This window comes from Budvicia diplopodorum (assembly GCF_009800925.1).
In the GTDB taxonomy this organism is placed as follows: Bacteria; Pseudomonadota; Gammaproteobacteria; order Enterobacterales; family Enterobacteriaceae; genus Budvicia; species Budvicia diplopodorum.
Genome location: NZ_WOYF01000004.1, coordinates 225,764 through 247,450 on the forward strand (window position 1 = coordinate 225,764; position 21,687 = coordinate 247,450).

The 21,687-nt window shown below is 47.9% G+C and carries 20 protein-coding genes and 1 tRNA gene; 7 read left to right on the forward strand and 14 right to left on the reverse strand.

Translation table 11 applies throughout. From position 1 onward, the window contains the following. Positions 1-137: 137 nt before the first annotated feature. Complete coding sequence (gene pnp / locus GVI43_RS06480) at positions 138-2,258, reverse strand: polyribonucleotide nucleotidyltransferase (protein WP_159566040.1); 2,121 nt, start codon at positions 2,256-2,258, stop codon at positions 138-140. A gap of 273 nt (positions 2,259-2,531) precedes the next feature. After that, the gene (rpsO, locus tag GVI43_RS06485) at positions 2,532-2,801 is read right to left on the reverse strand and encodes a 30S ribosomal protein S15 (protein ID WP_159566041.1); all 270 of its coding nucleotides are present in this window, start codon (positions 2,799-2,801) and stop codon (positions 2,532-2,534) included. A 432-nt stretch (positions 2,802-3,233) separates the two neighbouring features. Here rpsO and GVI43_RS06490 point away from each other — a divergent pair, with 432 nt between their 5' ends. Genes GVI43_RS06490 through GVI43_RS06520 form a run of 7 tightly spaced genes read left to right on the forward strand, consistent with a single transcriptional unit; the run spans position 3,234 to position 10,822 of the window. Next, on the forward strand, positions 3,234-4,046 hold the full coding sequence (locus GVI43_RS06490; RefSeq protein ID WP_211959069.1) for a BPSS1780 family membrane protein: 813 nt from the start codon (positions 3,234-3,236) through the stop codon (positions 4,044-4,046). Positions 4,047-4,087: 41 nt separating this feature from the next. Beyond that, positions 4,088-4,780: an RDD family protein gene (locus GVI43_RS06495; protein WP_159566042.1), complete on the forward strand. Its 693-nt coding sequence runs from the start codon at positions 4,088-4,090 to the stop codon at positions 4,778-4,780. Continuing rightward, entirely contained in the window at positions 4,777-5,775 is a 999-nt protein-coding gene (locus GVI43_RS06500; protein ID WP_159566043.1) for a stage II sporulation protein M, read from the forward strand. The genes GVI43_RS06495 and GVI43_RS06500 overlap by 4 nt, the downstream gene beginning before the upstream one ends. Then, entirely contained in the window at positions 5,765-7,291 is a 1,527-nt protein-coding gene (locus tag GVI43_RS06505) for a DUF4129 domain-containing protein (protein ID WP_159566044.1), read from the forward strand. Before GVI43_RS06500 ends, GVI43_RS06505 begins: the two co-directional genes overlap by 11 nt. Before the next feature lie 3 nt (positions 7,292-7,294). Beyond that, positions 7,295-8,521: a DUF4350 domain-containing protein gene (locus tag GVI43_RS06510; RefSeq protein ID WP_159566045.1), complete on the forward strand. Its 1,227-nt coding sequence runs from the start codon at positions 7,295-7,297 to the stop codon at positions 8,519-8,521. After that, positions 8,511-9,521 (forward strand): AAA family ATPase, encoded by a 1,011-nt coding sequence (locus GVI43_RS06515; RefSeq protein WP_246201561.1) that lies wholly within the window; start codon positions 8,511-8,513, stop codon positions 9,519-9,521. The genes GVI43_RS06510 and GVI43_RS06515 overlap by 11 nt, the downstream gene beginning before the upstream one ends. After that, positions 9,518-10,822, forward strand: coding sequence for a DUF58 domain-containing protein (locus GVI43_RS06520; protein WP_159566046.1), 1,305 nt, complete (start codon positions 9,518-9,520; stop codon positions 10,820-10,822). The genes GVI43_RS06515 and GVI43_RS06520 overlap by 4 nt, the downstream gene beginning before the upstream one ends. 188 nt (positions 10,823-11,010) lie before the next feature. Here GVI43_RS06520 and truB read toward each other — a convergent pair whose 3' ends face one another. The 12 genes from truB to GVI43_RS06580 all read right to left on the reverse strand — a co-directional run bounded on the left by truB (position 11,011) and on the right by GVI43_RS06580 (position 21,618). Beyond that, the gene (gene truB / locus GVI43_RS06525) at positions 11,011-11,958 is read right to left on the reverse strand and encodes a tRNA pseudouridine(55) synthase TruB (protein WP_159566047.1); all 948 of its coding nucleotides are present in this window, start codon (positions 11,956-11,958) and stop codon (positions 11,011-11,013) included. After that, the gene (gene rbfA, locus GVI43_RS06530; protein WP_159566048.1) at positions 11,958-12,359 is read right to left on the reverse strand and encodes a 30S ribosome-binding factor RbfA; all 402 of its coding nucleotides are present in this window, start codon (positions 12,357-12,359) and stop codon (positions 11,958-11,960) included. The genes truB and rbfA overlap by 1 nt, the downstream gene beginning before the upstream one ends. Positions 12,360-12,427: 68 nt before the next feature. Then, the gene (gene infB / locus GVI43_RS06535) at positions 12,428-15,088 is read right to left on the reverse strand and encodes a translation initiation factor IF-2 (protein ID WP_159566049.1); all 2,661 of its coding nucleotides are present in this window, start codon (positions 15,086-15,088) and stop codon (positions 12,428-12,430) included. A 23-nt stretch (positions 15,089-15,111) separates the two neighbouring features. Next, positions 15,112-16,599 carry a transcription termination factor NusA gene (nusA, locus tag GVI43_RS06540; RefSeq protein ID WP_159566050.1) on the reverse strand — a complete coding sequence of 496 codons (1,488 nt, stop codon included), beginning with the start codon at positions 16,597-16,599 and terminating at the stop codon, positions 15,112-15,114. A gap of 21 nt (positions 16,600-16,620) precedes the next feature. Further along, positions 16,621-17,073 carry a ribosome maturation factor RimP gene (gene rimP, locus GVI43_RS06545; RefSeq protein WP_159566051.1) on the reverse strand — a complete coding sequence of 151 codons (453 nt, stop codon included), beginning with the start codon at positions 17,071-17,073 and terminating at the stop codon, positions 16,621-16,623. A 201-nt stretch (positions 17,074-17,274) separates the two neighbouring features. Next, a tRNA-Met gene (locus tag GVI43_RS06550) sits at positions 17,275-17,351 on the reverse strand. Between the two features lie 213 nt (positions 17,352-17,564). Beyond that, complete coding sequence (locus tag GVI43_RS06555) at positions 17,565-18,092, reverse strand: hypothetical protein (RefSeq protein ID WP_159566052.1); 528 nt, start codon at positions 18,090-18,092, stop codon at positions 17,565-17,567. A 4-nt stretch (positions 18,093-18,096) separates the two neighbouring features. Then, a complete protein-coding gene (locus GVI43_RS06560) occupies positions 18,097-19,038 on the reverse strand; it encodes an ABC transporter substrate-binding protein (RefSeq protein WP_159566053.1) in 942 nt (313 codons plus the stop codon). Positions 19,039-19,047: 9 nt separating this feature from the next. Continuing rightward, complete coding sequence (locus GVI43_RS06565; RefSeq protein ID WP_159566054.1) at positions 19,048-19,731, reverse strand: ABC transporter ATP-binding protein; 684 nt, start codon at positions 19,729-19,731, stop codon at positions 19,048-19,050. Then, positions 19,731-20,486 (reverse strand): ABC transporter permease, encoded by a 756-nt coding sequence (locus tag GVI43_RS06570; RefSeq protein ID WP_159566055.1) that lies wholly within the window; start codon positions 20,484-20,486, stop codon positions 19,731-19,733. The genes GVI43_RS06565 and GVI43_RS06570 overlap by 1 nt, the downstream gene beginning before the upstream one ends. Beyond that, on the reverse strand, positions 20,486-21,043 hold the full coding sequence (locus GVI43_RS06575) for a hypothetical protein (RefSeq protein ID WP_159566056.1): 558 nt from the start codon (positions 21,041-21,043) through the stop codon (positions 20,486-20,488). Before GVI43_RS06575 ends, GVI43_RS06570 begins: the two co-directional genes overlap by 1 nt. A gap of 290 nt (positions 21,044-21,333) precedes the next feature. Continuing rightward, positions 21,334-21,618: an IS1/IS1595 family N-terminal zinc-binding domain-containing protein gene (locus GVI43_RS06580; protein ID WP_159566057.1), complete on the reverse strand. Its 285-nt coding sequence runs from the start codon at positions 21,616-21,618 to the stop codon at positions 21,334-21,336. Between the last annotated feature and the right edge of the window lie 69 nt (positions 21,619-21,687).

Genomic DNA, 21,687 nt, shown 5'->3' on the forward strand with positions numbered 1-21,687 from the left:
AGACAAACGTGGGATAGGTGTCCTACCATCCGCTTGCTTTTACACAAGAACTCCCTGTCCCAGTCATACAATCAGTGCCTTACCATTATTAATCAATAAGGCACTGTGTAATCACCTACGGCAAATACAGCTACCGCTTATTCTTCTTCGGATGCAACCGGCGCGTCTTGAGCTGGTGCAGTCGCTTCTTTGATACTTAAGCGAATACGGCCCTGACGGTCAACTTCCATCACTTTAACCTGAACTTCTTGACCAAGTTCCAGATAGTCAGACACTTTTTCTACACGCTTATCGGCAATTTGAGAAATATGCACTAAACCTTCTTTACCACCAACGATAGCAACGAATGCTCCAAAGTCAACAATACGGGTAATCTTACCGGTATATACGCGGTTAACTTCAACGTCAGCGGTGATCTCTTCGATACGGCGAATAGCGTGCTTAGCTTTATCGCCGTCGGTCGCAGCAATCTTCACTGTACCGTCATCTTCGATTTCAATAGTCGTACCGGTTTCATCGGTCAGCGCACGAATAACAGAACCACCTTTACCGATCACATCCTTGATTTTCTCAGGGTTGATCTTGATGGTGTAAATACGTGGAGCAAATTGAGAAATCTCACCGCGTGGTGCACTAATAGCCTGTTCCATTACGCCAAGGATATGCAAACGCGCCCCTTTAGCCTGACTCAAAGCCGCTTTCATGATTTCGCGGGTGATACCTTCGATTTTGATGTCCATCTGTAACGCGGAGATACCTTCACGGCTACCGGCTACTTTAAAGTCCATGTCACCTAAGTGATCTTCATCGCCTAAGATATCAGACAGAACAACAAAGTTGTCGCCATCTTTAACCAGGCCCATCGCAATACCAGCAACGGCGGCTTTAATTGGTACACCGGCATCCATCAGGGCTAACGAAGCACCACACACAGAAGCCATTGAAGAAGAACCGTTGGATTCAGTGATTTCAGATACGATACGAACGGTATATGGGAACTCAGCCTGATCTGGCATTACGGCTAATACGCCGCGCTTAGCAAGACGACCGTGACCAATTTCACGACGCTTAGGCGAACCAACCATACCGGTTTCACCAACAGAGTACGGAGGAAAGTTGTAGTGGAACAGGAAGCTATCAGTACGCTCACCGGTCAACTCGTCAATATTCTGTGCATCACGGGCAGTACCCAGCGTTGCAGCAACTAATGCCTGAGTTTCACCGCGGGTAAATAGCGCAGAACCGTGAGTACGTGGCAATACGCCAGTACGAACGTCTAGGCCACGAATCATATCTTTTTCACGGCCATCGATGCGAGGTTCACCGCGTAACACGCGGCTACGAACAACATTCTTCTCAATGCTGCCCAGCATATCTTTTACTTCTGATTCATCTAAACCCTCGCTTTGAGCTTTCAGAGCCTCAACAACGTCAGATTTAATCACATCAACTTGGGCATAACGCTCTTGCTTATCAGTGATACGGTATGCATCACCTAAGCGGCTAGCTGCTAAAGCTTCAACCTGAGCATATAACGCTTGGTTTACCGCTGGCGCATTCCATTCCCACTTAGGCTTACCGGCTTCAGCAACCAGTGAATTGATATTGTCGATAACAACCTGCTGTTGCTCATGACCAAACATCACGGCACCCAACATTTGCTCTTCGCTCAGAAGTGCAGCTTCTGATTCAACCATTAACACAGCGCCTTTAGTACCGGCAACAACCAGATCCAGACGGCTCTCTTTCAGCTCATCCATGGTTGGGTTCAGAACGTATTGGTCATTGATAAAACCAACGCGTGCAGCACCGATAGGGCCATTAAATGGGATACCAGACAGGCTTAGCGCCGCAGAAGTACCGATCATTGCTACGATATCCGGGCTAACCTGTGGGTTAACGGAAACAACGGTGGCAATAACCTGAACTTCATTTAAGAAACCTTCAGGGAATAAAGGACGGACCGGACGGTCAATCAGACGAGCAATCAGCGTTTCACCTTCGCTTGGGCGGCCTTCACGACGGAAGAAACCGCCTGGGATACGACCTGCTGCGTAAGTACGCTCTTGGTAATTTACCGTTAACGGGAAGAATGACTGGCCTTCTTTTGCTTTTTTAGCGCCAACAACGGTAACGAAAACCGCAGTATCATCAACGTTAACCATTACTGCGGCAGTTGCCTGACGCGCCATCATACCGGTTTCTAATGTAACGGTATGTTGGCCATATTTAAATTTACGAACAATAGGATTAAGCAAATTATTTTCCTTTCATTTGAATTCGAAGCCTAACAAGAGGATTGCCCCTCGCTGGCTATTTGCCTTCGACCGCATCCTCGCGACTAATGAAAATACTTTTTTAGCAGACGGTTAAGTCATGCGCACGAAACGTGCTCTCAATATTTTCATTAGCCGCGCGAACCTCTGCAACAGAAGGACCCAAAAAACTAACGTTCTATCATACTGCTATTAAACGTTTAATCCTAGAAGAAAGGGGCCATATTTGGCCCCTTTCTCCTGAAACTCATCGACTTAGCGACGCAGACCCAGACTAGCAATCAGTTGAGTATAACGTGCTACATCTTTACGTTTCAGGTAATCCAGCAGCTTACGACGCTGAGAAACCATACGCAGCAGACCACGACGGCTGTGGTGATCTTTTTTATGCTCGGAGAAGTGGCCTTGCAGGTGGTTAATTTGTGCAGTCAGCAGGGCAACCTGAACTTCCGGTGAACCACTGTCATTTTCGCAACGACCATACTCAGCAACAATTTTAGCTTTCGCTTCAACACTTAGAGACATTGTAGAACTCCAATTTTTGGGATTATAACTAATAAAAACGGGCGCCGATCTCTAATTCAGCCACCCAACACATAAGCGGACGTATTCTACTCCGCACCCTGTCAGATAGCAAGGCATGCCTTTATTTCCCAACCACTATGTTTAACAAATCTGAAACGGAGCCATACTAAATTTATTTTATGGAAGTTAAGTGTAGTTCAGAAACTGGTTGTTGCACTAAACGGTGGGTAATTACCCGCTAAACCTCCATAAAAGCGCTTTTCATCAGTCCTACAGGCTTGTATCATTAGGATGCTTTTTATACAGAGCTGAAAACCCATATCGTGTAAGAAGGCAATGAAAGAGATTGAAATCTTTTTAGCCCCAGACATAAGGATTTGGTTACTCTCGTGGGTTAACCATAAATATGCTTAAAGGAAGAAGGCGTCAGTAATGAATTTAGATAAAGAAACACATAATCCATACACTCCCCCAGAATCCAGCGTCAACGACGTTGTTCAGCCAGCCAACAATAATGAAACGTTTATTCCTGGTGCCCAGTCTGTTCAGGCCGGTGAAGGCGTAAATTGGATCGGTGAAGCCTGGCAGTTGATAAAACCTAAACTCGGCATGTGGGTTTTATTAGGCGTTATTCTTTTTGTTATCATGCTGGTTGTACAACTTATTCCTCTTGTCAGCCTGGTGTCTATCTTCGCCGGCCCGATCTTCATTGGCGGTATTATGCTGTTATGCGAAAAGCAGCGCACTACCGGCGAGTTTGATCTTGGGCTGATGTTTGCCGGTTTTCAGAAAAACCTTGGGCCACTGATTGGCGTTGGTGCCGTGATGTTCGGCATTCTCATGCTGTCATTGATTGTGATGTTTATTGTTGGCGGTAGCGCGTTGGTTGCATTAGCATTGGGTTCACAAGGTGGGGACCCATCTGCAGCCTTAACCGGCATTAGCGGTGGTATGGTTTTCTTAGCCTTCTTGCTGATGTTCGTTATCTATATGGTTGGCTATGCGCTAACCTGGTTTGCTCCAGCACTGATTGTTATTCATAACTTATCGCTGGGTCAGGCGCTTTCCATGAGCCTGTCCGCGGTGAAAAAGAACTTATTACCCGGCCTGATTTATTTTATCGTCATCGGCGTAATTATGGTAATTTCCATGATTCCACTGTTCCTTGGCCTTCTGTTGGCCGGGCCTCTATTTATTGCAACTTACTACACCAGCTATCGTAGTTTGTTTATCGCAAATAAATAAGTGAATCGTAAAGCCGGGTAAAAGCCCGGCTTTCGTCATCTATGTTAGATACCGTACGCGATATCACTACCCCTGAACTTATTGAAATCCAGTTACATCCGGCCGGATTCTTGCCGCGCGCCTTTGCTTTTATGATCGATACCGCGATTCGCTGGCTAATCATGGCGATTATAGCCATTCCCAGCGCTTTTATCGGCAAGTCTGGTATCGGCATATTTTTGATAATGCTGTTTCTGGTTGAATGGTTTTATCCGGTGATATTTGAAGTGTTAAACCGAGGCAGAACGCCCGGTAAGTACGCTATAGGACTCAAGGTTTTACACGATAACGGCACGCCGATTGGCTGGAGCGCGTCTATCATCCGCAACTTCCTTCGTTTCGCTGACTTTTTCCCGCTCTTTTATCTTTTTGGTCTGATCTCCATGTTGCTCAATAAGGAGTTCCGGCGTTTGGGCGATATCGTTGCGGGAACCTTAGTCGTCTACAGTGTTCCGACAACTTCACGGTTTACCGTACCGGAAGCTCAGCCAATTAATCCTAATTTTCCGCTATCGCGCGAAACCCAAAAGATGCTGGTTTCATTTGCTGAACGTACGCCCGGGCTCACAAAGCCAAGGCAAGAAGAGCTGGCAGCATTATTGCCAACGCTCACCGAAAGCCAACATCCAGAAGAAGCTCAAGGCGCGGCCCGGTTAGTGGGTATAGCTAACTTCTTAATAGGACGGAAGCTATGAAACAAGAACGTTTTGAAGCACTACATCAGGATGAATGGAATGCCTTTGAAAACTGGCTCGGCCATCGGCTCAAAATAATAAAAAATTACGATGGAAAACCGCCGGTAGCCTCTATCGAAGACCATAATATGCCAGACTGCTACCGGAATATTTGCCAACAGCTCGCCATCGCTCGCGATCGTGGCTACAGCCTGATGTTGACCGAGCGGCTGCACAATATGGTATTGCAGGGCCACGATATTCTTTACAGCGCAGACAGTGGAATTAGCCGACGAATCTTTAACTATATCGCCGGAGGCTTTGCCGCCGATTTACGGGAAAACAAGCGCTGGGTTATTTTTTCAGCCCTGCTGATTATGGTTCCGTGGGTAATCATGCTAATTGCGATCCGTATCTGGCCTGATTTTATTTATATTATCATGTCGCCGGAAAGCGTTAACGAGCTGGACAGCATGTATACCGGCACTGACGTATTAGGCGGTACGACCAGCATATTCAGAGAGTCAGATTCGAACTGGATGATGTTTGGTTTCTATATCTATAACAACATCAGCATTGCGTTTAAGGCCTTTGCCGGAGGGTTACTCGCAGGAATAGGTTCAGCCTTCACGCTAGTGTTTAATGGAATATTTATGGGTGCGGCCGAAGCCCGCATTGTTAATATTGGCGCAGGCCGTAACTTCTACTCTTTCGTCTGCGGGCACACGGCCTTCGAGATCGGCGGCATTATTATTGCTGGGGCTACGGGCTTAAAGCTAGGCTGGAGCCTTATCATGCCGGGAAGACTAAGCCGCCCGGACTCCCTAAGGCTAGCTGGCCGTTCCGTATTAGGACTAATTTGCGGCAGTGGCGTTATGCTGTTCATTGCCGCCATGATAGAAGCATTCTGGTCACCGCATAATTTTCCATTAGCCGTGAAGCTCATCGTAGGCGCATTCTTTTCCATTCTGTTACTGAGCTACTTCATTTTTACGGGGCGGCGTCATGCAGCTTGAACAATTAGCCATCGTTCTGCGCCCCAGACGCGCCAATGAAGCCATCGACCTCGGCGTCAGAATTGCGATTAACTGGTTTAAACCCCTGTATAGCGCATGGCTGTGTTTCACTCTACCGATTATCGCCATTATTTGGGGTTTATTGTTCTGGGCTAATGCCAGCCACTTTACAATATTATTGGCCATCTGGTGGATGAAGCCCCTGTTTGACCGGATTGCGCTGTTTGTGATTAGTCGTGCAGTATTTGGTGACGTACCGACAGTAATGCAGAGCCTAAAGGCAGCCCGAACGTCATTACTGAAAACCAGCATCATTAGAGCGTTGACCTGGGCCAGATTTAGCCCCTATCGGTCATTAACCATGCCGGTAGATGTGCTCGAGGGAATGAAAGGCAAAAGTGCCAAAATGAGGCGCAGCGCTATCTCAGGCTATATTGGAATCAATGCCATATTCCTGACGCTGTCCGGTTTTATTATCGAACAGGTGTTTCCTATCTGCGCGATGGCGTTTATGGCCATGTTGTCCGTTGATGACACCGTTAACTCAAACATTTTTCTTGATGTTTTACAAGGTGATGCTGAATATTTGTATGGTTTTCCAATCGCCCTGTATATTTTAGGAATGCTACTATGGGAACCCATTTATGTCGCAGCCGGTTTCTCACTCTATCTGAAAAGAAGAAGTGATATCGAAGCGTGGGATATTGAACTCCAGTTCCGCAAAATGGAGAAAAAACGGAGCGCCCTACCATCAGCCTTACTCGGTATGGCGTTGGTCATCTTTAGCTTCGTCAGTATAACCCCTTCAAATAGCTACGCCGCAGAAACCGATACTTCCGCCAGAGGCCTTGCTATTCAACAATCGTCCGAAACGCTTAACCATATTTTACAGCAGCCTGAATACGGCGGCGAGGTAGTGAAAGAGCGTCTGAAATTTGCCGATGCCCCTAAAGAAAAGAAAAAAGAACAACCGAGAAAAGAGCAATCAAAACCCTCGTTTAATTCTAACAGCCAAGGACCGTTTAATGGCATTGCGGGCGTTAGCCAAATTATTCTGTGGATTGGGCTGGCGCTAATTATCTGTGGCATCGTCTATTTTGTGCTTATGCGGTTGCCGGTTCTGGAGCAAAAAAAGAAACGGTCATTCACGCCCCCCACAGAAATCGCCGGTCTGGATATTCAACCAGAATCATTACCGCAAAATATTGCTGAAGTGGCCTTATCCCTGATTCACAAAGGCGATCTGAGAGCGGCTCTGAGCTTGCTGTTCAGAGGTACACTCTCGGTGCTAGCCCATCGGGATCGCGTCATGTTTCGTTCCAGTGATACGGAACAAGACTGTATCCGATTGGTTAAGCGGGCCGACCTAAGCAGCACCGATTTCTTTATTGCCTTAACCCAGCTTTGGCTAGCTCAGGCTTACGCACACCGCTCACCCGACATAATAAAGTTAGAACTGCTATGTAGGGAATGGCCAACCCACTTCGATCATCAGTCACAGTGGGAGGCGAGCTAATTTATGAATCACAATGCTAAGGTTGCCATAATCGTTGGCGCAATACTGGCGCTGTGTCTGTCACTCATTCTTTACCAAAAGCTCAATTGGGTTAAAGAAACGGTGACGATCCCTCCCAGCATAAAAGTCACCGGTAATTCTTATTACACGGCAGAGCAACTATTGCTAAAGTCCGACTACCAGACAAATCGAATTAATGACGTTCTGGCACTGGATAAACTGCCTGAGAAATCAACGCTAATTCTGTTCAATACCGCGTTGTTAAAAGAGCCTACGCAAAAAACCAAGCTGTTGAACTGGGTAAAAACCGGCGGGCATTTAGTTCTTTCGCCCCGAGAGGATAGCAATAGTATTCAGCTGCAAGAGCAGTTTGAGATTTATGTCGATGATGAATATGACAGTAATGACGACGAAGATGACGAAAAGCAGGAACAATCTAAAGCCAAAGAGAGGGAACCGGATGCGAAATCAGAAAATCGTGACGCCTTAGCCATCAGCTTTGAACGCGATAATCTGCGCGCAGATGTCAGCAATACCACGCGTTTTTACCTCAATACCGAAGTTATCAAGGTCACCGAGAGCGTCACCGATCTCAAAGATAAAGATTTAGACGTTATCAGCCGTTTTTCATTTGAAAAGGGTTGGGTTACCGTTGTTCCGCTGGAGCTATTTACTAACGCATCAATTAAACGGTACGACCACGCAAAACTGTGGCTGCACATCGCAACCTTACCCGATAGAAAAGATACGATTTATCTTATCCAGTATATTACCTTTCCAAACTTAGTCAGTTGGCTGATTGAGCATGCCCTGTTCTCGCTCTTAGCGCTCGGGCTTTGCATTCTGTTAGTTCTATGGCGTTATGTTCCTCGATTTGGCCCGTTAATCCCGACATCACCGCCGGTACGCCCTAGCCTGACCGAGCACCTTCACGCCGTTGCCGAATTTCATTTACAAAATCGTGACTATATCAGGCTAATTACGCCGTTACGTGAAGAGATCGCTCGCTTATTACCGCCACTAAGAATTCACCATCCGGGCATCAATAATGTCCCTCAGCTAGTGGCAAAAATTACACATTATGATATCGCTCTGGTTACTCAGGCGCTTGAGGCAGAAGAACAGCAGCTCACCGAGTTTACTCCGTGCGTTCAAACGCTATGCCTCCTAATAGATCGTTTGAACTCACTGCAAAGCAGTACGAGTAGGAGACTAAATTATGGAATATAGCCCAATGGATTATTCACCGGTTGCACCGTTATCAATTCCTGAGTCAGTACCGCAAGCAACGAATGTGATCCGCAATATTCAGCGACAGATTAGCCGAGTATTTATTGGTCAGGAGAAGGTTGTTGAGCAAATATTATGCGCATTACTGGCCGGGGGGCACATTCTGCTTGAGGGCGTTCCGGGATTGGGAAAAACGCTACTGGCGAAATCACTGGCTCAGGCCTGCCATTGCCACTCCTCACGTATCCAATTTACGCCCGATCTGATGCCTGCCGACGTTACTGGCCATATGTTCTATGATATGAAAGCGTCCGAGTTTGTTGTTCGACGCGGACCCGTATTTACCAATCTGATGCTGGCCGATGAAATCAACCGGGCACCGGCAAAAACCCAAGCGGCATTGCTGGAAGTTATGCAGGAAGGACAGGTCACGATCGAAGGTGAAACTTCCCTGCTGTCGCCACCGTTTTTGGTGATTGCGACACAAAACCCAATTGAGCAAGATGGAACCTATCCATTACCGGAAGCCCAGTTAGACCGCTTCCTTCTACACGTTGTCTTTGATTACCCTACAGAAATGGAAGAACGCGAACTAGTTTCGGCCAGCACCTTCGACCGTACCGGCGATCGTTTGGAGGTCGACAAAATTGAGCCAGTCGCAAACCCGGAAATCATCGTCGCGCTGCAGAAAATCACCGCGTCTATCCGTGTAGATGACAGCGTACTGGACTATGCCCTGCGTATTGTGCGCACGACGCGTAACTGGCCGGGAATTGCGGTCGGAGCTGGGCCTAGAGGTGGTATTGCATTAATCCGTACTGCCAGAGCAAGCGCATTACTGGCCGGCAGGGACTTCGTCACGCCGGATGATGTGAAACAGCAGGTGGTACCAACGCTACGCCACCGCATTACGCTGTCGCCTGAAGCCGAAATTGAGGGGCTGGGTGAAGAGCATATTCTTCATGGCTTACTCGAAAAAATTGAGGCTCCGCGCAGATGATTCTGCCCTCTAACCGGCTGTTAATCATCGGTGGTCTATGGTTTATCGGTTCGATCCCTGCCGTCATTTATGCCTCACTATTACCCGCTTGGCTAATCGTTGGGTTTATTCTGCTGCTGGGGGTTCTGGTCGATGCTGCGCGGTTATCCCGTCAACCAATACCAGAAATCAAACGAGACGTTTCCAGTAGTTTGCCACAGACCGTTTGGTGTGACGTCAGGCTTTCAATAATAACCAGCATCGGTTCCGGCCAAAAGCTACAGCTAAAAGATAGCCCGCCGCAAAAATGTGAATATAACGACCGTTTGATCGATACCGAAGCGCTGCCGGGGCAGATAACGCAGGTTACTTACCGGATAAAACCGCTTATGCGCGGCGATCTTTCTTTTGGCAGAATTCACCTTCGACTGTTCTCGCGCTGGAAGCTGTGGCAACGCCAGGCTCAAACCGGTCAGGGACAAAAAATTAGCGTCTATCCCAATTTTGCTCCGGTTACCCAGATGGCACTACAAACCACCATCACTCAGCCCGGCATGGGGTTTCATCAATCCCGCAAACGCGGTCAGGGCATGGAGTTTGAGCAGTTACGTGAATACCGTAGCGGTGATGTGTTGCGCCAAATTGACTGGAAGGCAACCACGAGAATGGGAAAGATGATCTCCCGCGAATATCAGGATGAACGTAACCAACGAATTATGATTATGCTGGACTGTGGCCGCCGGATGGGTGCCAGTAACGGCGAATTAACCCACTTCGACCATACTCTGGATGCCGTGTTGTTATTGTCTTATGTCGGATTACGCTACGGTGACTCTGTCGGGCTATTAACGTTTGGCGGGCCTGAACGTTATCTGCCACCGGTACGCTCGGTCAATAGCATCAATCGCGTGCTTCATGAGGTTTATGATATCCAGCCGACGCTCTCCAGCAGTGATTTTGAACTTGCTGCCCAGTCGCTGATGGTTCGCGAGCGCAAACGCTCTTTAATTGTCGTTTTTACCAATTTACGCGATGAAGATGAGCAAAGCCTTCTGGCGTGCGTAAAACTACTGAGTAAACGCCATTTGGTTTTAGTCGCCAGCCTGCGCGAGGCTGAGCTAGACGATGCAGGATCCATCACGATTGCTAACGAGCAAGATGCCGCACTCCGGGCAGCTGCGGCCGGATATCAGGCTAAACGACAGGCCGTTCTGACCCGCTTACGCAACGCGGGAACCTTGTGCATAGACGTTCAGCCTCAGCAGCTGGCGGTAGAAAGCGTGAACCGCTATTTGGCTATTAAGGCTGCAGGGATGCTGTAGTTGAGCGTTTATTGAAGCTGCTGGCAACGTGGTTTTAATTGGATTTTAGCGGAGGTTCCGCCCGCCAATAGAACGCCAGAACATGGCTATTTTCAGGCGGCCGAAGGACGGCGTTTGTTGTGCGTCTCTGAAGGCACAAAAATTGTGCCTTCAGCTATATATCAGAAGCTAGATATCAGCCAGATAGGCTATTCCGGCGGATTTTCCACCACTAAACGACGAGGAGCAACGCGCCCCTGATCGTCTATTTGCCCAACACCAATAAACTCGCGCTCCGGACCTACCGTAATTCTAACCAGACCGCTCGAAGGAGCTCCGGCAGCCTGTACCGGTTGCCCCTGCTTAACATAAACTCCCATCACTGGCAGTAAGTTAACCTCAGGGAAATCAGCAACGGCACTGTCCATTGGTAGCAGCAGAGGATCTAACGTTATAGATGGCGGCTGTTCAGTAGCTTCAGCGGTAGCAAGCATCTGCTGAAGCTGCTCCAGCGTGACCATTCTATCGGTAGGATAATCAGAGACATTCAAACGTCGTAAATACATAACGTGAGCGCCGCATCCTAACATTTCACCTAAATCATCGGTAATGGTCCGGATATAGGTTCCTTTAGAACAGTGGACTTCCAGCTCGAGCTCATGGCCTTCAAGGCGGATAAACTTCAGTTCATGCACCGTAATCGTACGCGACTCACGAGGGATTTCAATTCCCTGACGAGCGTATTCATACAGCGGTTTGCCCTGATACTTAAGCGCGGAATACATCGAAGGAACCTGATCGATAACCCCACGGAAAGTATCCAACGCAACATCAAGCTGCTCTTGGGTAAAGTTGATATCACGCTCAGAAATAATCTCACCGTCAGCATCAGAGGTATTGGTTCTCTGACCTAAACGAGCAATCACCCGATAGCGCTTATCAGCATCCAATAAGAACTGAGAAAACTTAGTGGCTTCACCAAGACATATTGGCAACATCCCGGTTGCTAAAGGATCCAGAGCCCCGGTATGACCCGCTTTATTGGCATTAAAAATGCGCTTCACTTTTTGTAAAGCGTCATTCGAACTAATGCCCGTTGGCTTATCTAATAGCAACACTCCGTGAACATCGCGCCCACGACGACGAGGACGCCCCATTATGCTTTGTCCTCGTCCTCACCGGCCGCAGCACGGCGTTCATCATCGTTTCTGACTACGTTAGTAACCAGATTAGACATGCGCATACCTTCAACCAATGAATTGTCATAGGCAAACGTCAGTTCTGGAACAACCCGCAGGCGCATTGCTTTACCGAGCAGAGAACGGATAAAGCCAGAAGCATCAAGTAACGCTTTTAAGCCGCCCTTGACTGACTCTTCATCACCGTCATTCAGGAAGGTAACAAACACTTTGGCATAGGCTAAATCCCGGGAAACTTCCACGCCGGAGACGGTTGCCATACCAATTCGAGGATCTTTAACTTCGCGTTGCAAAATCATGGCAATTTCTTTTTGCATCTCTTGTGCTACGCGCTGAGTACGGCTGAATTCTCTAGCCATAATATATTCTCCAAATAATGAGGGGGCGCATAGGCCCCCTTAATGGATAGTGCTTTACGCCTTGGGCATTAAGCGATAGTACGTTTGATCTCGATAATTTCGAATACTTCAATAACGTCGCCAACGCGAACATCATTGTAGTTCTTAACACCGATACCACATTCCATACCGTTACGAACTTCGCTAGCGTCATCTTTAAAGCGACGCAGAGACTCTAGCTCGCCTTCATAGATAACCACGTTCTCGCGCAGTACGCGGATTGGGTTATTACGTTTAACGTTACCTTCAGTAACCATACAGCCTGCGATTGAACCAAACTTCGGTGACTTGAACACGTCACGAACTTCAGCCAGACCAATGATTTGCTGTTTATACTCAGGTGCTAACATACCGCTCATGGCTTGTTTAACTTCGCCAATCAGGTCATAGATTACCGAGTAGTAACGCAGATCTAAGCTTTCAGACTCTACCACTTTACGTGCAGATGCATCGGCACGTACGTTAAAGCCTAACAGAATCGCATTTGATGCAGCAGCCAAGGTTGCGTCAGTTTCGGTGATACCACCTACGCCTGAACCGACAATCTTCACTTTAACTTCATCAGTAGACAGGCTAACTAGTGAATCACAGATAGCTTCGACAGAACCCTGAACGTCAGCTTTCAGTACGATATTCAGTTCAGAAACGGCACCTTCTTCCATGTTAGCAAACATGTTTTCTAGTTTAGATTTCTGCTGACGAGCCAGCTTCACTTCGCGGAATTTACCCTGACGATAAAGGGCAACTTCACGGGCTTTCTTCTCATCACGAACTACCGTTGCTTCATCACCGGCTGCCGGTACGGCTGACAGGCCTAGAATTTCAACAGGAATTGACGGACCAGCTTCAGAAATCTCGCGACCTACTTCATCACGCATTGCGCGAACGCGGCCATATTCAAAGCCACAAAGTACGATATCACCTTTACGCAACGTACCTTCCTGAACCAGAACCGTTGCCACAGGGCCACGACCTTTATCCAAGAAAGATTCAATAACTACGCCGCTTGCCATGCCTTCGCGAACGGCTTTAAGCTCTAACACTTCAGACTGCAGCAAAATAGCGTTAAGCAGTTCATCAATACCGGTACCAACTTTCGCAGATACAGGAATGAACTGGGTTTCTCCGCCCCATTCTTCAGGCAGAACGTTGTATTGCGATAGTTCAGTCTTAACGCGATCCATATCTGCGTCAGGCTTATCCATCTTGTTCACGGCAACTACTAAAGGAACTTTAGCCGCTTGAGCATGCTGGATAGCTTCGATAGTTTGTGGCATCACGCCATCATCGGCAGCAACAACCAGAACAACGATATCCGTAGCCTGAGCCCCACGAGCACGCATTGACGTAAATGCGGCGTGTCCCGGGGTATCAAGGAAGGTGATCATGCCGTTTTCAGTTTCAACGTGATAAGCACCGATATGCTGAGTAATACCGCCAGCTTCACCGGATGCGACCTTCGTTGAACGAATGTAGTCCAGCAATGACGTTTTACCATGGTCAACGTGGCCCATGATGGTAACAACTGGCGCACGAGGCTCCAGTGCAGCATCAATGTCACGATCGCTCATCAGCGCTTCTTCTAATTCGTTCTCACGACGAAGAATAACTTTATGGCCCATTTCTTCAGCAACAAGCTGTGCAGTTTCTTGGTCAAGAACCTGATTGATGGTCGCCATTGCGCCCAGTTTCATCAGAGCTTTAATAACCTGAGAACCTTTTACTGCCATTTTGTTAGCCAAGTCAGCAACGGTAATAGTTTCGCCGATGATAACATCGCGGTTAACCACTTGAGCCGGCTTGTTAAAACTATGCTGTAAGGTGCTTGGCTTGCGCTTACCTTTACCGCCACGGGTAACGGCACGGGCTTCTTCACGGTCGGCTTTAGACTCAGAAAGCTTATTACCTTTCTTAGGCTTGCCAGATTTACCACCGCGAGCGCGACGCTCGCCTTCAACCTTACGGTCGTTTTCGTCTTCAGCTTCACGTGCGTGATGCGAGGTAGTGACGTGATAATCGGTCACTTCTTCGGTAACTGGAGCAGCCCAAATAGCTTCGTTTTCTTCAGCCATTTTGCGGGTCTCTTCAGCAATGCGTCGGGCTTCTTCTTCAACTTTACGCTGAGTTTCTTCTTCAGCTTTACGCTTCAGTTCAGCCGCTTCAGCTTCACGACGAGCTTTGTCTGTCTGAGCAGGCTTGTCTGCAGGTTTAGTCGCAGTAGCAGCCGCCTTAGTTTTATCTTCAGCCGCTTTCTTAGCTGCAGTTTCGCGCTTGGCTTTCTCTTCAGCATCGCGTTTTGCCTGCATTTCTGCAGCACGTTTAGCTTTTTCTTCAGCTTCACGCTGCGCTAGCTCTTCAGCCTCACGAGCCGCTTGCGCTTCAGCGTCTTGCGCCTCTTGCGAGTCACGGTTTACATAAGTACGTTTTTTACGAACTTCAATTTGCACGGATTTACTCTTACCGCCAGTACTTGGAATGTTCAAAGTACTATGGGTTTTCCGCTGCAGTGTAAGTTTGCTCGGCGCACCACCGTGTTCGTGGTTTAGGTGCGCGAGTAGCGTTTCTTTTTCCTGCTGGGTCACAGAGTCCGATGAAGACTTTTTAATTCCTGCATCAGCAAACTGCTGTAACAGGCGGTCTACCGGAGTTTGAATCTCTTCGGCCAGCGATTTTACGGTTACTTCTGACATGCTGTTCCTTCCTGCTACAGTGATTACTCTTGATCGCCAAACCAACAAATATTGCGCGCAGCCATAATTAACTCGCCGGCTTTCTCGCTAGAGAGGCCTTCAATATCAGTTAGGTCGTCAACACCCTGCTCGGCAAGATCTTCCAGCGTACATACGCCTTGCGCCGCAAGTTTATACGCCATCGAACGTTCAAGATTAGGCAGACTGAGCAGATCGTCTGCCGGCTTATTATCGCCAAGGCTCTCTTCCTGCGCTAACGCTAACGTGGTTAACGCATTTTTTGCACGGGTACGTAACGCTTCGATAGTCTCTTCATCAAGACCGTCGATTTCCAGTAACTCTTTCATTGGCACGTAGGCCAGTTCTTCCAGAGATGAGAAACCTTCTTGTACCAATACTGTCGCAAAATCTTCGTCAATATCAAGATGCTTAGTAAAGATATCAATCGCAGCGTGTGTTTCAGCCTGATGTTTAGCTTGTAGATCTTCTGAAGTCATTACGTTGAGCTCCCAACCGGTAAGTTGAGCAGCAAGACGAACGTTTTGACCGTTACGACCAATCGCCTGAGCCAGATTGCCAGCATCTACAGCGATATCCATGGTATGTCTATCTTCATCAACAACGATAGAGGCCACGTCTGCGGGGGCCATCGCATTAATCACGAACTGTGCCGGGTTGTCGTCCCACAGCACGATATCGATACGCTCACCGCCCAGTTCGCCAGATACGGCCTGCACGCGCGCACCGCGCATACCAACACAGGCACCAACAGGATCGATACGCTTATCGTTTGTTTTGACCGCAATCTTAGCGCGAGAACCCGGGTCACGGGCAGCGGCTTTAATTTCGATCACTTCTTCGCCAATTTCTGGTACTTCAATGCGGAACAGTTCGATCAGCATTTCAGGGCGAGAGCGGCTAATAAACAGTTGAGCGCCACGAGCTTCTGGGCGAACAATATATAAAACGCCACGAACGCGGTCACCCGGACGGAAATTCTCGCGTGGCAGCATGTCTTCACGGCCAATGACCGCTTCAGCGTTGTTGCCTAAATCAAGAATAATGCTGTCACGGTTAACTTTTTTAACTACGCCGGTAACAATCTCACCTTCATATTCACGGAACTGCTCGACCACCATGGCTCGTTCAGCTTCACGTACTTTCTGTACGATAACCTGTTTTGCCGTTTGGGTGGTGATACGGTCAAAGGTGACGGATTCAATGTCATCTTCTACGTAGTCGCCTACCTGAATATCGGGTTCATCAAGCTGAGCTGCTGCAAGCGTGATTTCACGGGTTGGCTGAGTAACAACTTCTACCACCATCCAGCGGCGGAAAGTATCAAAGTCGCCGGAGCGATGGTCGATACTTACGCGGACTTCAATCTCTTGCTCATACTTTTTCTTCGTTGCCGTTGCCAGGGCAGTTTCTAGCGCCTCGAAAATCTTCTCACGAGGGAGCGCTTTTTCATTAGAAACCGCTTCAACAACAGCCAGAATCTCTTTATTCATCCTAGTTGCCTCATATGAGCTCTAAAACTGGGGGACCAGATTCGCTTTCTGAATATTGCTCAGAGCGAACGCTTCATCTTTACCTTCAACGCTAACGGTGATCGTTTCACCCTCAACTGATTTAATCTTTCCTACCCACCTACGACGATTCTGTACCGCCATTCGTAAGGTCAGGCTAACTTCTTCACCAATAAAACGCTGGTAGTGCGCGGCGATAAACAGGGGTCTTTCCATACCCGGTGATGATACTTCCAGAGTATATGCTGTAGTAATAGGATCTTCTACATCCAAAACAGCGCTCACCTGATGACTAACATCAGCACAATCATCGACATTGATACCGTTTTCACTATCGATATAGATGCGCAATGTCGATTGACGCGCCCGAACAAATTCGATGCCAACCAGTTCGAAGCCCAAAGCCTCTACCGGTGCGCTAATCAATTCAGTCAACTTCTGCTCTAATGTGGACAATCCCACCCCCAAGACGTAAAAAAAGGGCCTATAGCCCAGTGATTTTGCTGTCAAATAACAAAAAACCCCGATAAGTCGGGGCTTTTGCAACTGGACCCTATATTCAAATAAGCTATTGAATAACTTACTTAACAAGTATCTTTTTCAAATAACTACTAGCCACATAGCGGCCATACATTTGAAAAAAACACTAGGGAAAATTGGTTGCGGGGGCCAGATTTGAACTGACGACCTTCGGGTTATGAGCCCGACGAGCTACCAGGCTGCTCCACCCCGCGCCCGAATACGTTGCGTATATTACGCTAGTCGCTTGAAAAACGCAAATATAGAAAAGGGTTTATACCAGAACCAAGCTTGGCGACCTAGCCTATTGTATTGACGTACGAAGCAAAGCAGGTACTCAGTAGACCGATAACGCATCTACTGAGCATCCTTTACCGTTTTCAGTGCTTGTCGGGCCGCCTGACCGTCGATGCATTATATTGAAAAGGTTAGTCTTTCCATAAATAATGCAGCAATTTCTCATCCGAAAGCCCCATAATCAACGCAACTTTCTTCTCTTTATAGCGTAAATAGTCATCGCGCCCCTGCCCCCCTTCTTCGGCTTCCTGCCAGGCAGCAACCTGAGTACGGAACTCGTCGTCAAATACCGATTTGTCTGGCCACACCACCAGCGTTCGGCCACGGTAGCCTATTTCAAAAATAAACTGTCCACCCAAAGAGAAAGGCGCATCGGGGTGCCGTAACGTAGGATTTTGTAAACAGCGGCCTTCACGCACCGCATGGGAGATCATCTCCACGCAGTCCAGAATACCGGGCCCCGGAAAACCTAGGCTCCAGTATAGCTCGCGACGCATCACTGGCCGTTCTGGTGACAGTAATGAAAAGGCATATCGGCTAACGCGAATCATCACCGCGGCGGCAATCACATTGGCATTCGTCGCGTATTTTAATAAATCTTCTCGGGTCAGAACAATCTCGCCATCCCGATCGCGTACCGTTACGGTTAATTCGTTCATCTAATTACTGCTCCATGGCCTGTGGTAGCACAATGCCATTAACGTCAATATCGTTGCGCATCATGTCATTTTTTATCATGAACTGAATATCTTCCTTCATGCTGGTAATATCGGCCTGATTGATGCGTTGAGTAAAATGGGACCAGTTATATAGCTTTTGTGCGTCTTCAATACTGATACCCTGCACTTTCGCCCCCAGCGCAACCGCTTCAGTCTGGTTTTTCTCTATCCATGCACCCGCTTGATTGTGAGCCGCAATGGTCGCTTTAATCCAGTCAGGATGACTCTTGACTACCTTATCGCTTGAAGCCATCACCAGCTTAGGAACCACCAGACCGTTTGCCGTAGTCAGGACTTTAGCGCCTTCCTGTTCAGCCTTAATCACCATCGTCGCTGCCAGCAGTGCGGCATCAACCTGACCGCTTTGCAGCGCAGAAAAAGCCTGAGGCAGATCCATTTGTACAAACTCAACATCATTGATACTCAACCCATTTTTCACCAGCGCAGCCACTAACGTTTGGTGCAACACGGTTCCTTTAGGGCCAGCCACTTTCTTGCCCTTTAGTCCGGCAATAGACTTTACTCCGTTCTTCCCGGCGACAATGGCAAAGGTATCGGTAGGGCGAGAAACGCCAGCAATAATCATCACCGGATTACCTTCACCGTTAGCCATTAAGACTGATGAAGTATTCATGACACCGGCCACGTCGAGATCGCCACTGGCTAAGGCCTGAGCCTGTTTGGCTCCGGAAGTAATCTCATGCCACTTCACGCTCAACCCCAGCGGTTTAGCCTGTTTCTCCAACAGGTTATGCTCTTTCATGACGATCATTTGTAGGTTAAACGGCGACTTCACGTAGCTGATATCCAGCGTTTTATCGTCAGCATAAGCAACGCCGGAACCTAACATCACGGAAAATACGGTAGTCAGAACTATTTTTTTCATTTGTCATCCTTAATCATCAGCGGTTTGTAAATGGGTTAGTATTTGTTGTTTTAATTCAGAAGGGAGAATGTCATTACGATGGTGATGATCCACAACAACCCGCCCCTGATTGATCACTAAAATCTGGTGGCCAATAGTCATGGCTTCGTTAATGTCATGAGTCACAAACAGACAGCTGATTTGCCGATCGGTAATCAGTTCGATCAGCAGCTGTTGTTGTTCTGCGCGAGTGATGGCATCCAGCGCCGCAAAGGGCTCATCCATCAGCAAAACCTGAGGTTTCTGTAATAGCGCTCGGGCAATCCCTACCCGCTGAGCCATTCCGCCGGACAGTTCATGAGGCAACAGACTGTAGCTGTCACCAAGCTGAACCTGCTGCAGAGCCTCAATAATGGTTGCCTGCCTGTCTTTTTTGCTCTGCCAAAAAGGTAAAGCCAGCGCCAGATTTTCAGCCACGGTCAGCCAAGGCAGCAGCCGTGGCTCTTGAAATACCATGGCGCACTGGGAGGGCGAGATATTCACCGCACCACCGTCCGGCTGAATCAATCCGGCCACAATGCGCAGTAATGTAGATTTCCCACAGCCGGAGGCACCCAGCAGACAAATAATATCCCCCGCGGTCAGCGACAGTGAAATATCGGCCAGTACCTGCTTTTGCTGATAGCGTTTACTGATATGGGATAACGTCAGCATCAGTTTGCCACCTCGGGGAAACGGCGGTTCAGAACCTGCACCAGCGTTCGGTAAAACAGCGTATCCAGCAGCCAGCCAATCAGCCCAATGGTCAGAATGCCGACCATTACGGCGTCGGTTCGCATCATTTCCTGAGAATCAATAATCAGATAGCCCAGCCCGCTGCTGGCAGCAATCAGCTCAGCGCCAATCAACGCACGCCAGCTGTAGCCAAATGCCAGACGAAAGCCGGTGACTACGGAAGGAATAGCGCTCGGGATAACAATAGCCAGCAGATAGCGTAAGCGAGAAAGGTGCAGGCTGACAGCCAGTTCTTTGTGAGCAGGGCTAATGCGGCGTAAACCGTCTCGCGTATTGAGAAAAATAGGGAATACCGAGGCAAGAATAATAATAGAAAGCTGGGTTGTTTCACCAATGCCCAACCATAGAATCAACAACGGCGTCATTGCCAGCGGGGGGATCATACGAAACAGCGCCAGCGGTGCAGACAACAGCTGTTCAAGCCATGAATAACGAGCAACCAGCCCGGCCAGCAAGGTTCCCATACAGCAGCTCAATAAAAAGCCTTCAAATACCCTCAGCAACGACGTAGTAACATGTCGAGGTAATGCACCTGTCTGCCACATGGTTACCGCCGAATTGAACACCGTCACCGGGGAAGGTAATAAATAGGCAGAAATGAGTCCAGAGCTTGCCAATAGCTGCCAGTAAATCACCAGTAACAGCGGCGTCAGCAATAGTCGCCAGTAGCGCATCACAGCACCCGTATTGCATCCTGAGGCGTAATGCTTAACAGAGTATTGGCTAACTGATATTTGGCCGCAGTCCACTGCCGTTGAATCTCTGGCGTTGCGTCAGGCCGTTTGCTGGCCCGTCCTATATTCAAGAACTCTGTAGTCGGTTGCCCCGCCACAGGAGCCAAAGCGACCGTTTTACCGCGATAGCCAAACTCAAAATAGAAACGCCCGGCAATTCCTTGCTGTGCTTCAGTACCATTAAAATCGATATCAAGAATAAAACGATTTTCCGACACTATACGGCTTACCAGCTCAAAACAGTCACGAGCACCAAGGCCTGGAAAGGCGGTAAATAGCGTCAGCTCTCGGCGTTGAAGCGGTTCACCCTCTGGCGTTAATAATGAAATAGCTCGCTGTAACAGACGAAATCCAAGCACTACACCGCCAACGGCATCATAGCCGTGGTAGTTAAAAGCACTTTGAATGGGAAAGGATAGCCGCTGCTCGTTATCAGCAACGCTTAGGGTTGGCATAATCCATTGGGATTCAGGGATGAGATTAGGGTTAATACTCACGTAAAACTCCTGATTGTTCTTATTGTAAGAGTTATTTTCTTTGGGCCAGTTTAAATGCAAACGCAAATAATATCAATTATCACTATCATTTGAATTTTGTTAAAATAGATGCATCAAAAGCATTGGAATGGTCATTTAATAAAATGGGGAAAACTATTAAAAGGCACAGAGAACGGGTGTGAAAATAACACCCGGATATTTTCAGGATAGCACAAATAAAAAAACCACCTTGTCTAAGATGGTTTCCTGCTTTCATAGAAATAGAACAATTCGGTCAGATTGAGGTTAAATTACTGCTTGCTCTCATTGGCCAACATAAACGTATGCCGGCTAATCACATTCAACCCAACGCCAAGGTGGGCCGCCATATCAAAGTTGCTTTTTCCTTCGTCCAGCAGTTTCTTGATTAACCGGTGGATTTCATCTTCATTGCTATGATAAATATAATTCGTCTGAAAGGTTCGATTGCACGCCGTACACAGGTATCGCGCGATACCCGCCCGGGACTTTCCATGTCTACGGATATGATTTTTGTCTTCACAGTAGTGACAACAAGGGTTGTGTTTGATTTCCATATGTTCCACACTTCTTAATCTGGATAAAATATAAACAATGACCGTGGATCATATAAAGTATGTGATTCA

Coding starts and splice junctions, on each gene's coding strand:
- rpsO (WP_159566041.1), bottom strand. CDS start 2,801: ATGTCTCTAAGTGTTGAAGCGAAAGCTAAAATTGTTGCTGAGTATGGT.
- GVI43_RS06490 (WP_211959069.1), top strand. CDS start 3,234: ATGAATTTAGATAAAGAAACACATAATCCATACACTCCCCCAGAATCC.
- GVI43_RS06495 (WP_159566042.1), top strand. CDS start 4,088: ATGTTAGATACCGTACGCGATATCACTACCCCTGAACTTATTGAAATC.
- GVI43_RS06500 (WP_159566043.1), top strand. CDS start 4,777: ATGAAACAAGAACGTTTTGAAGCACTACATCAGGATGAATGGAATGCC.
- GVI43_RS06505 (WP_159566044.1), top strand. CDS start 5,765: ATGCAGCTTGAACAATTAGCCATCGTTCTGCGCCCCAGACGCGCCAAT.
- GVI43_RS06510 (WP_159566045.1), top strand. CDS start 7,295: ATGAATCACAATGCTAAGGTTGCCATAATCGTTGGCGCAATACTGGCG.
- GVI43_RS06515 (WP_246201561.1), top strand. CDS start 8,511: ATGGAATATAGCCCAATGGATTATTCACCGGTTGCACCGTTATCAATT.
- GVI43_RS06520 (WP_159566046.1), top strand. CDS start 9,518: ATGATTCTGCCCTCTAACCGGCTGTTAATCATCGGTGGTCTATGGTTT.
- truB (WP_159566047.1), bottom strand. CDS start 11,958: ATGGGGCGTCCTCGTCGTCGTGGGCGCGATGTTCACGGAGTGTTGCTA.
- rbfA (WP_159566048.1), bottom strand. CDS start 12,359: ATGGCTAGAGAATTCAGCCGTACTCAGCGCGTAGCACAAGAGATGCAA.
- infB (WP_159566049.1), bottom strand. CDS start 15,088: ATGTCAGAAGTAACCGTAAAATCGCTGGCCGAAGAGATTCAAACTCCG.
- nusA (WP_159566050.1), bottom strand. CDS start 16,599: ATGAATAAAGAGATTCTGGCTGTTGTTGAAGCGGTTTCTAATGAAAAA.
- GVI43_RS06555 (WP_159566052.1), bottom strand. CDS start 18,092: ATGAACGAATTAACCGTAACGGTACGCGATCGGGATGGCGAGATTGTT.
- GVI43_RS06560 (WP_159566053.1), bottom strand. CDS start 19,038: ATGAAAAAAATAGTTCTGACTACCGTATTTTCCGTGATGTTAGGTTCC.
- GVI43_RS06565 (WP_159566054.1), bottom strand. CDS start 19,731: ATGCTGACGTTATCCCATATCAGTAAACGCTATCAGCAAAAGCAGGTA.
- GVI43_RS06570 (WP_159566055.1), bottom strand. CDS start 20,486: ATGCGCTACTGGCGACTATTGCTGACGCCGCTGTTACTGGTGATTTAC.
- GVI43_RS06580 (WP_159566057.1), bottom strand. CDS start 21,618: ATGGAAATCAAACACAACCCTTGTTGTCACTACTGTGAAGACAAAAAT.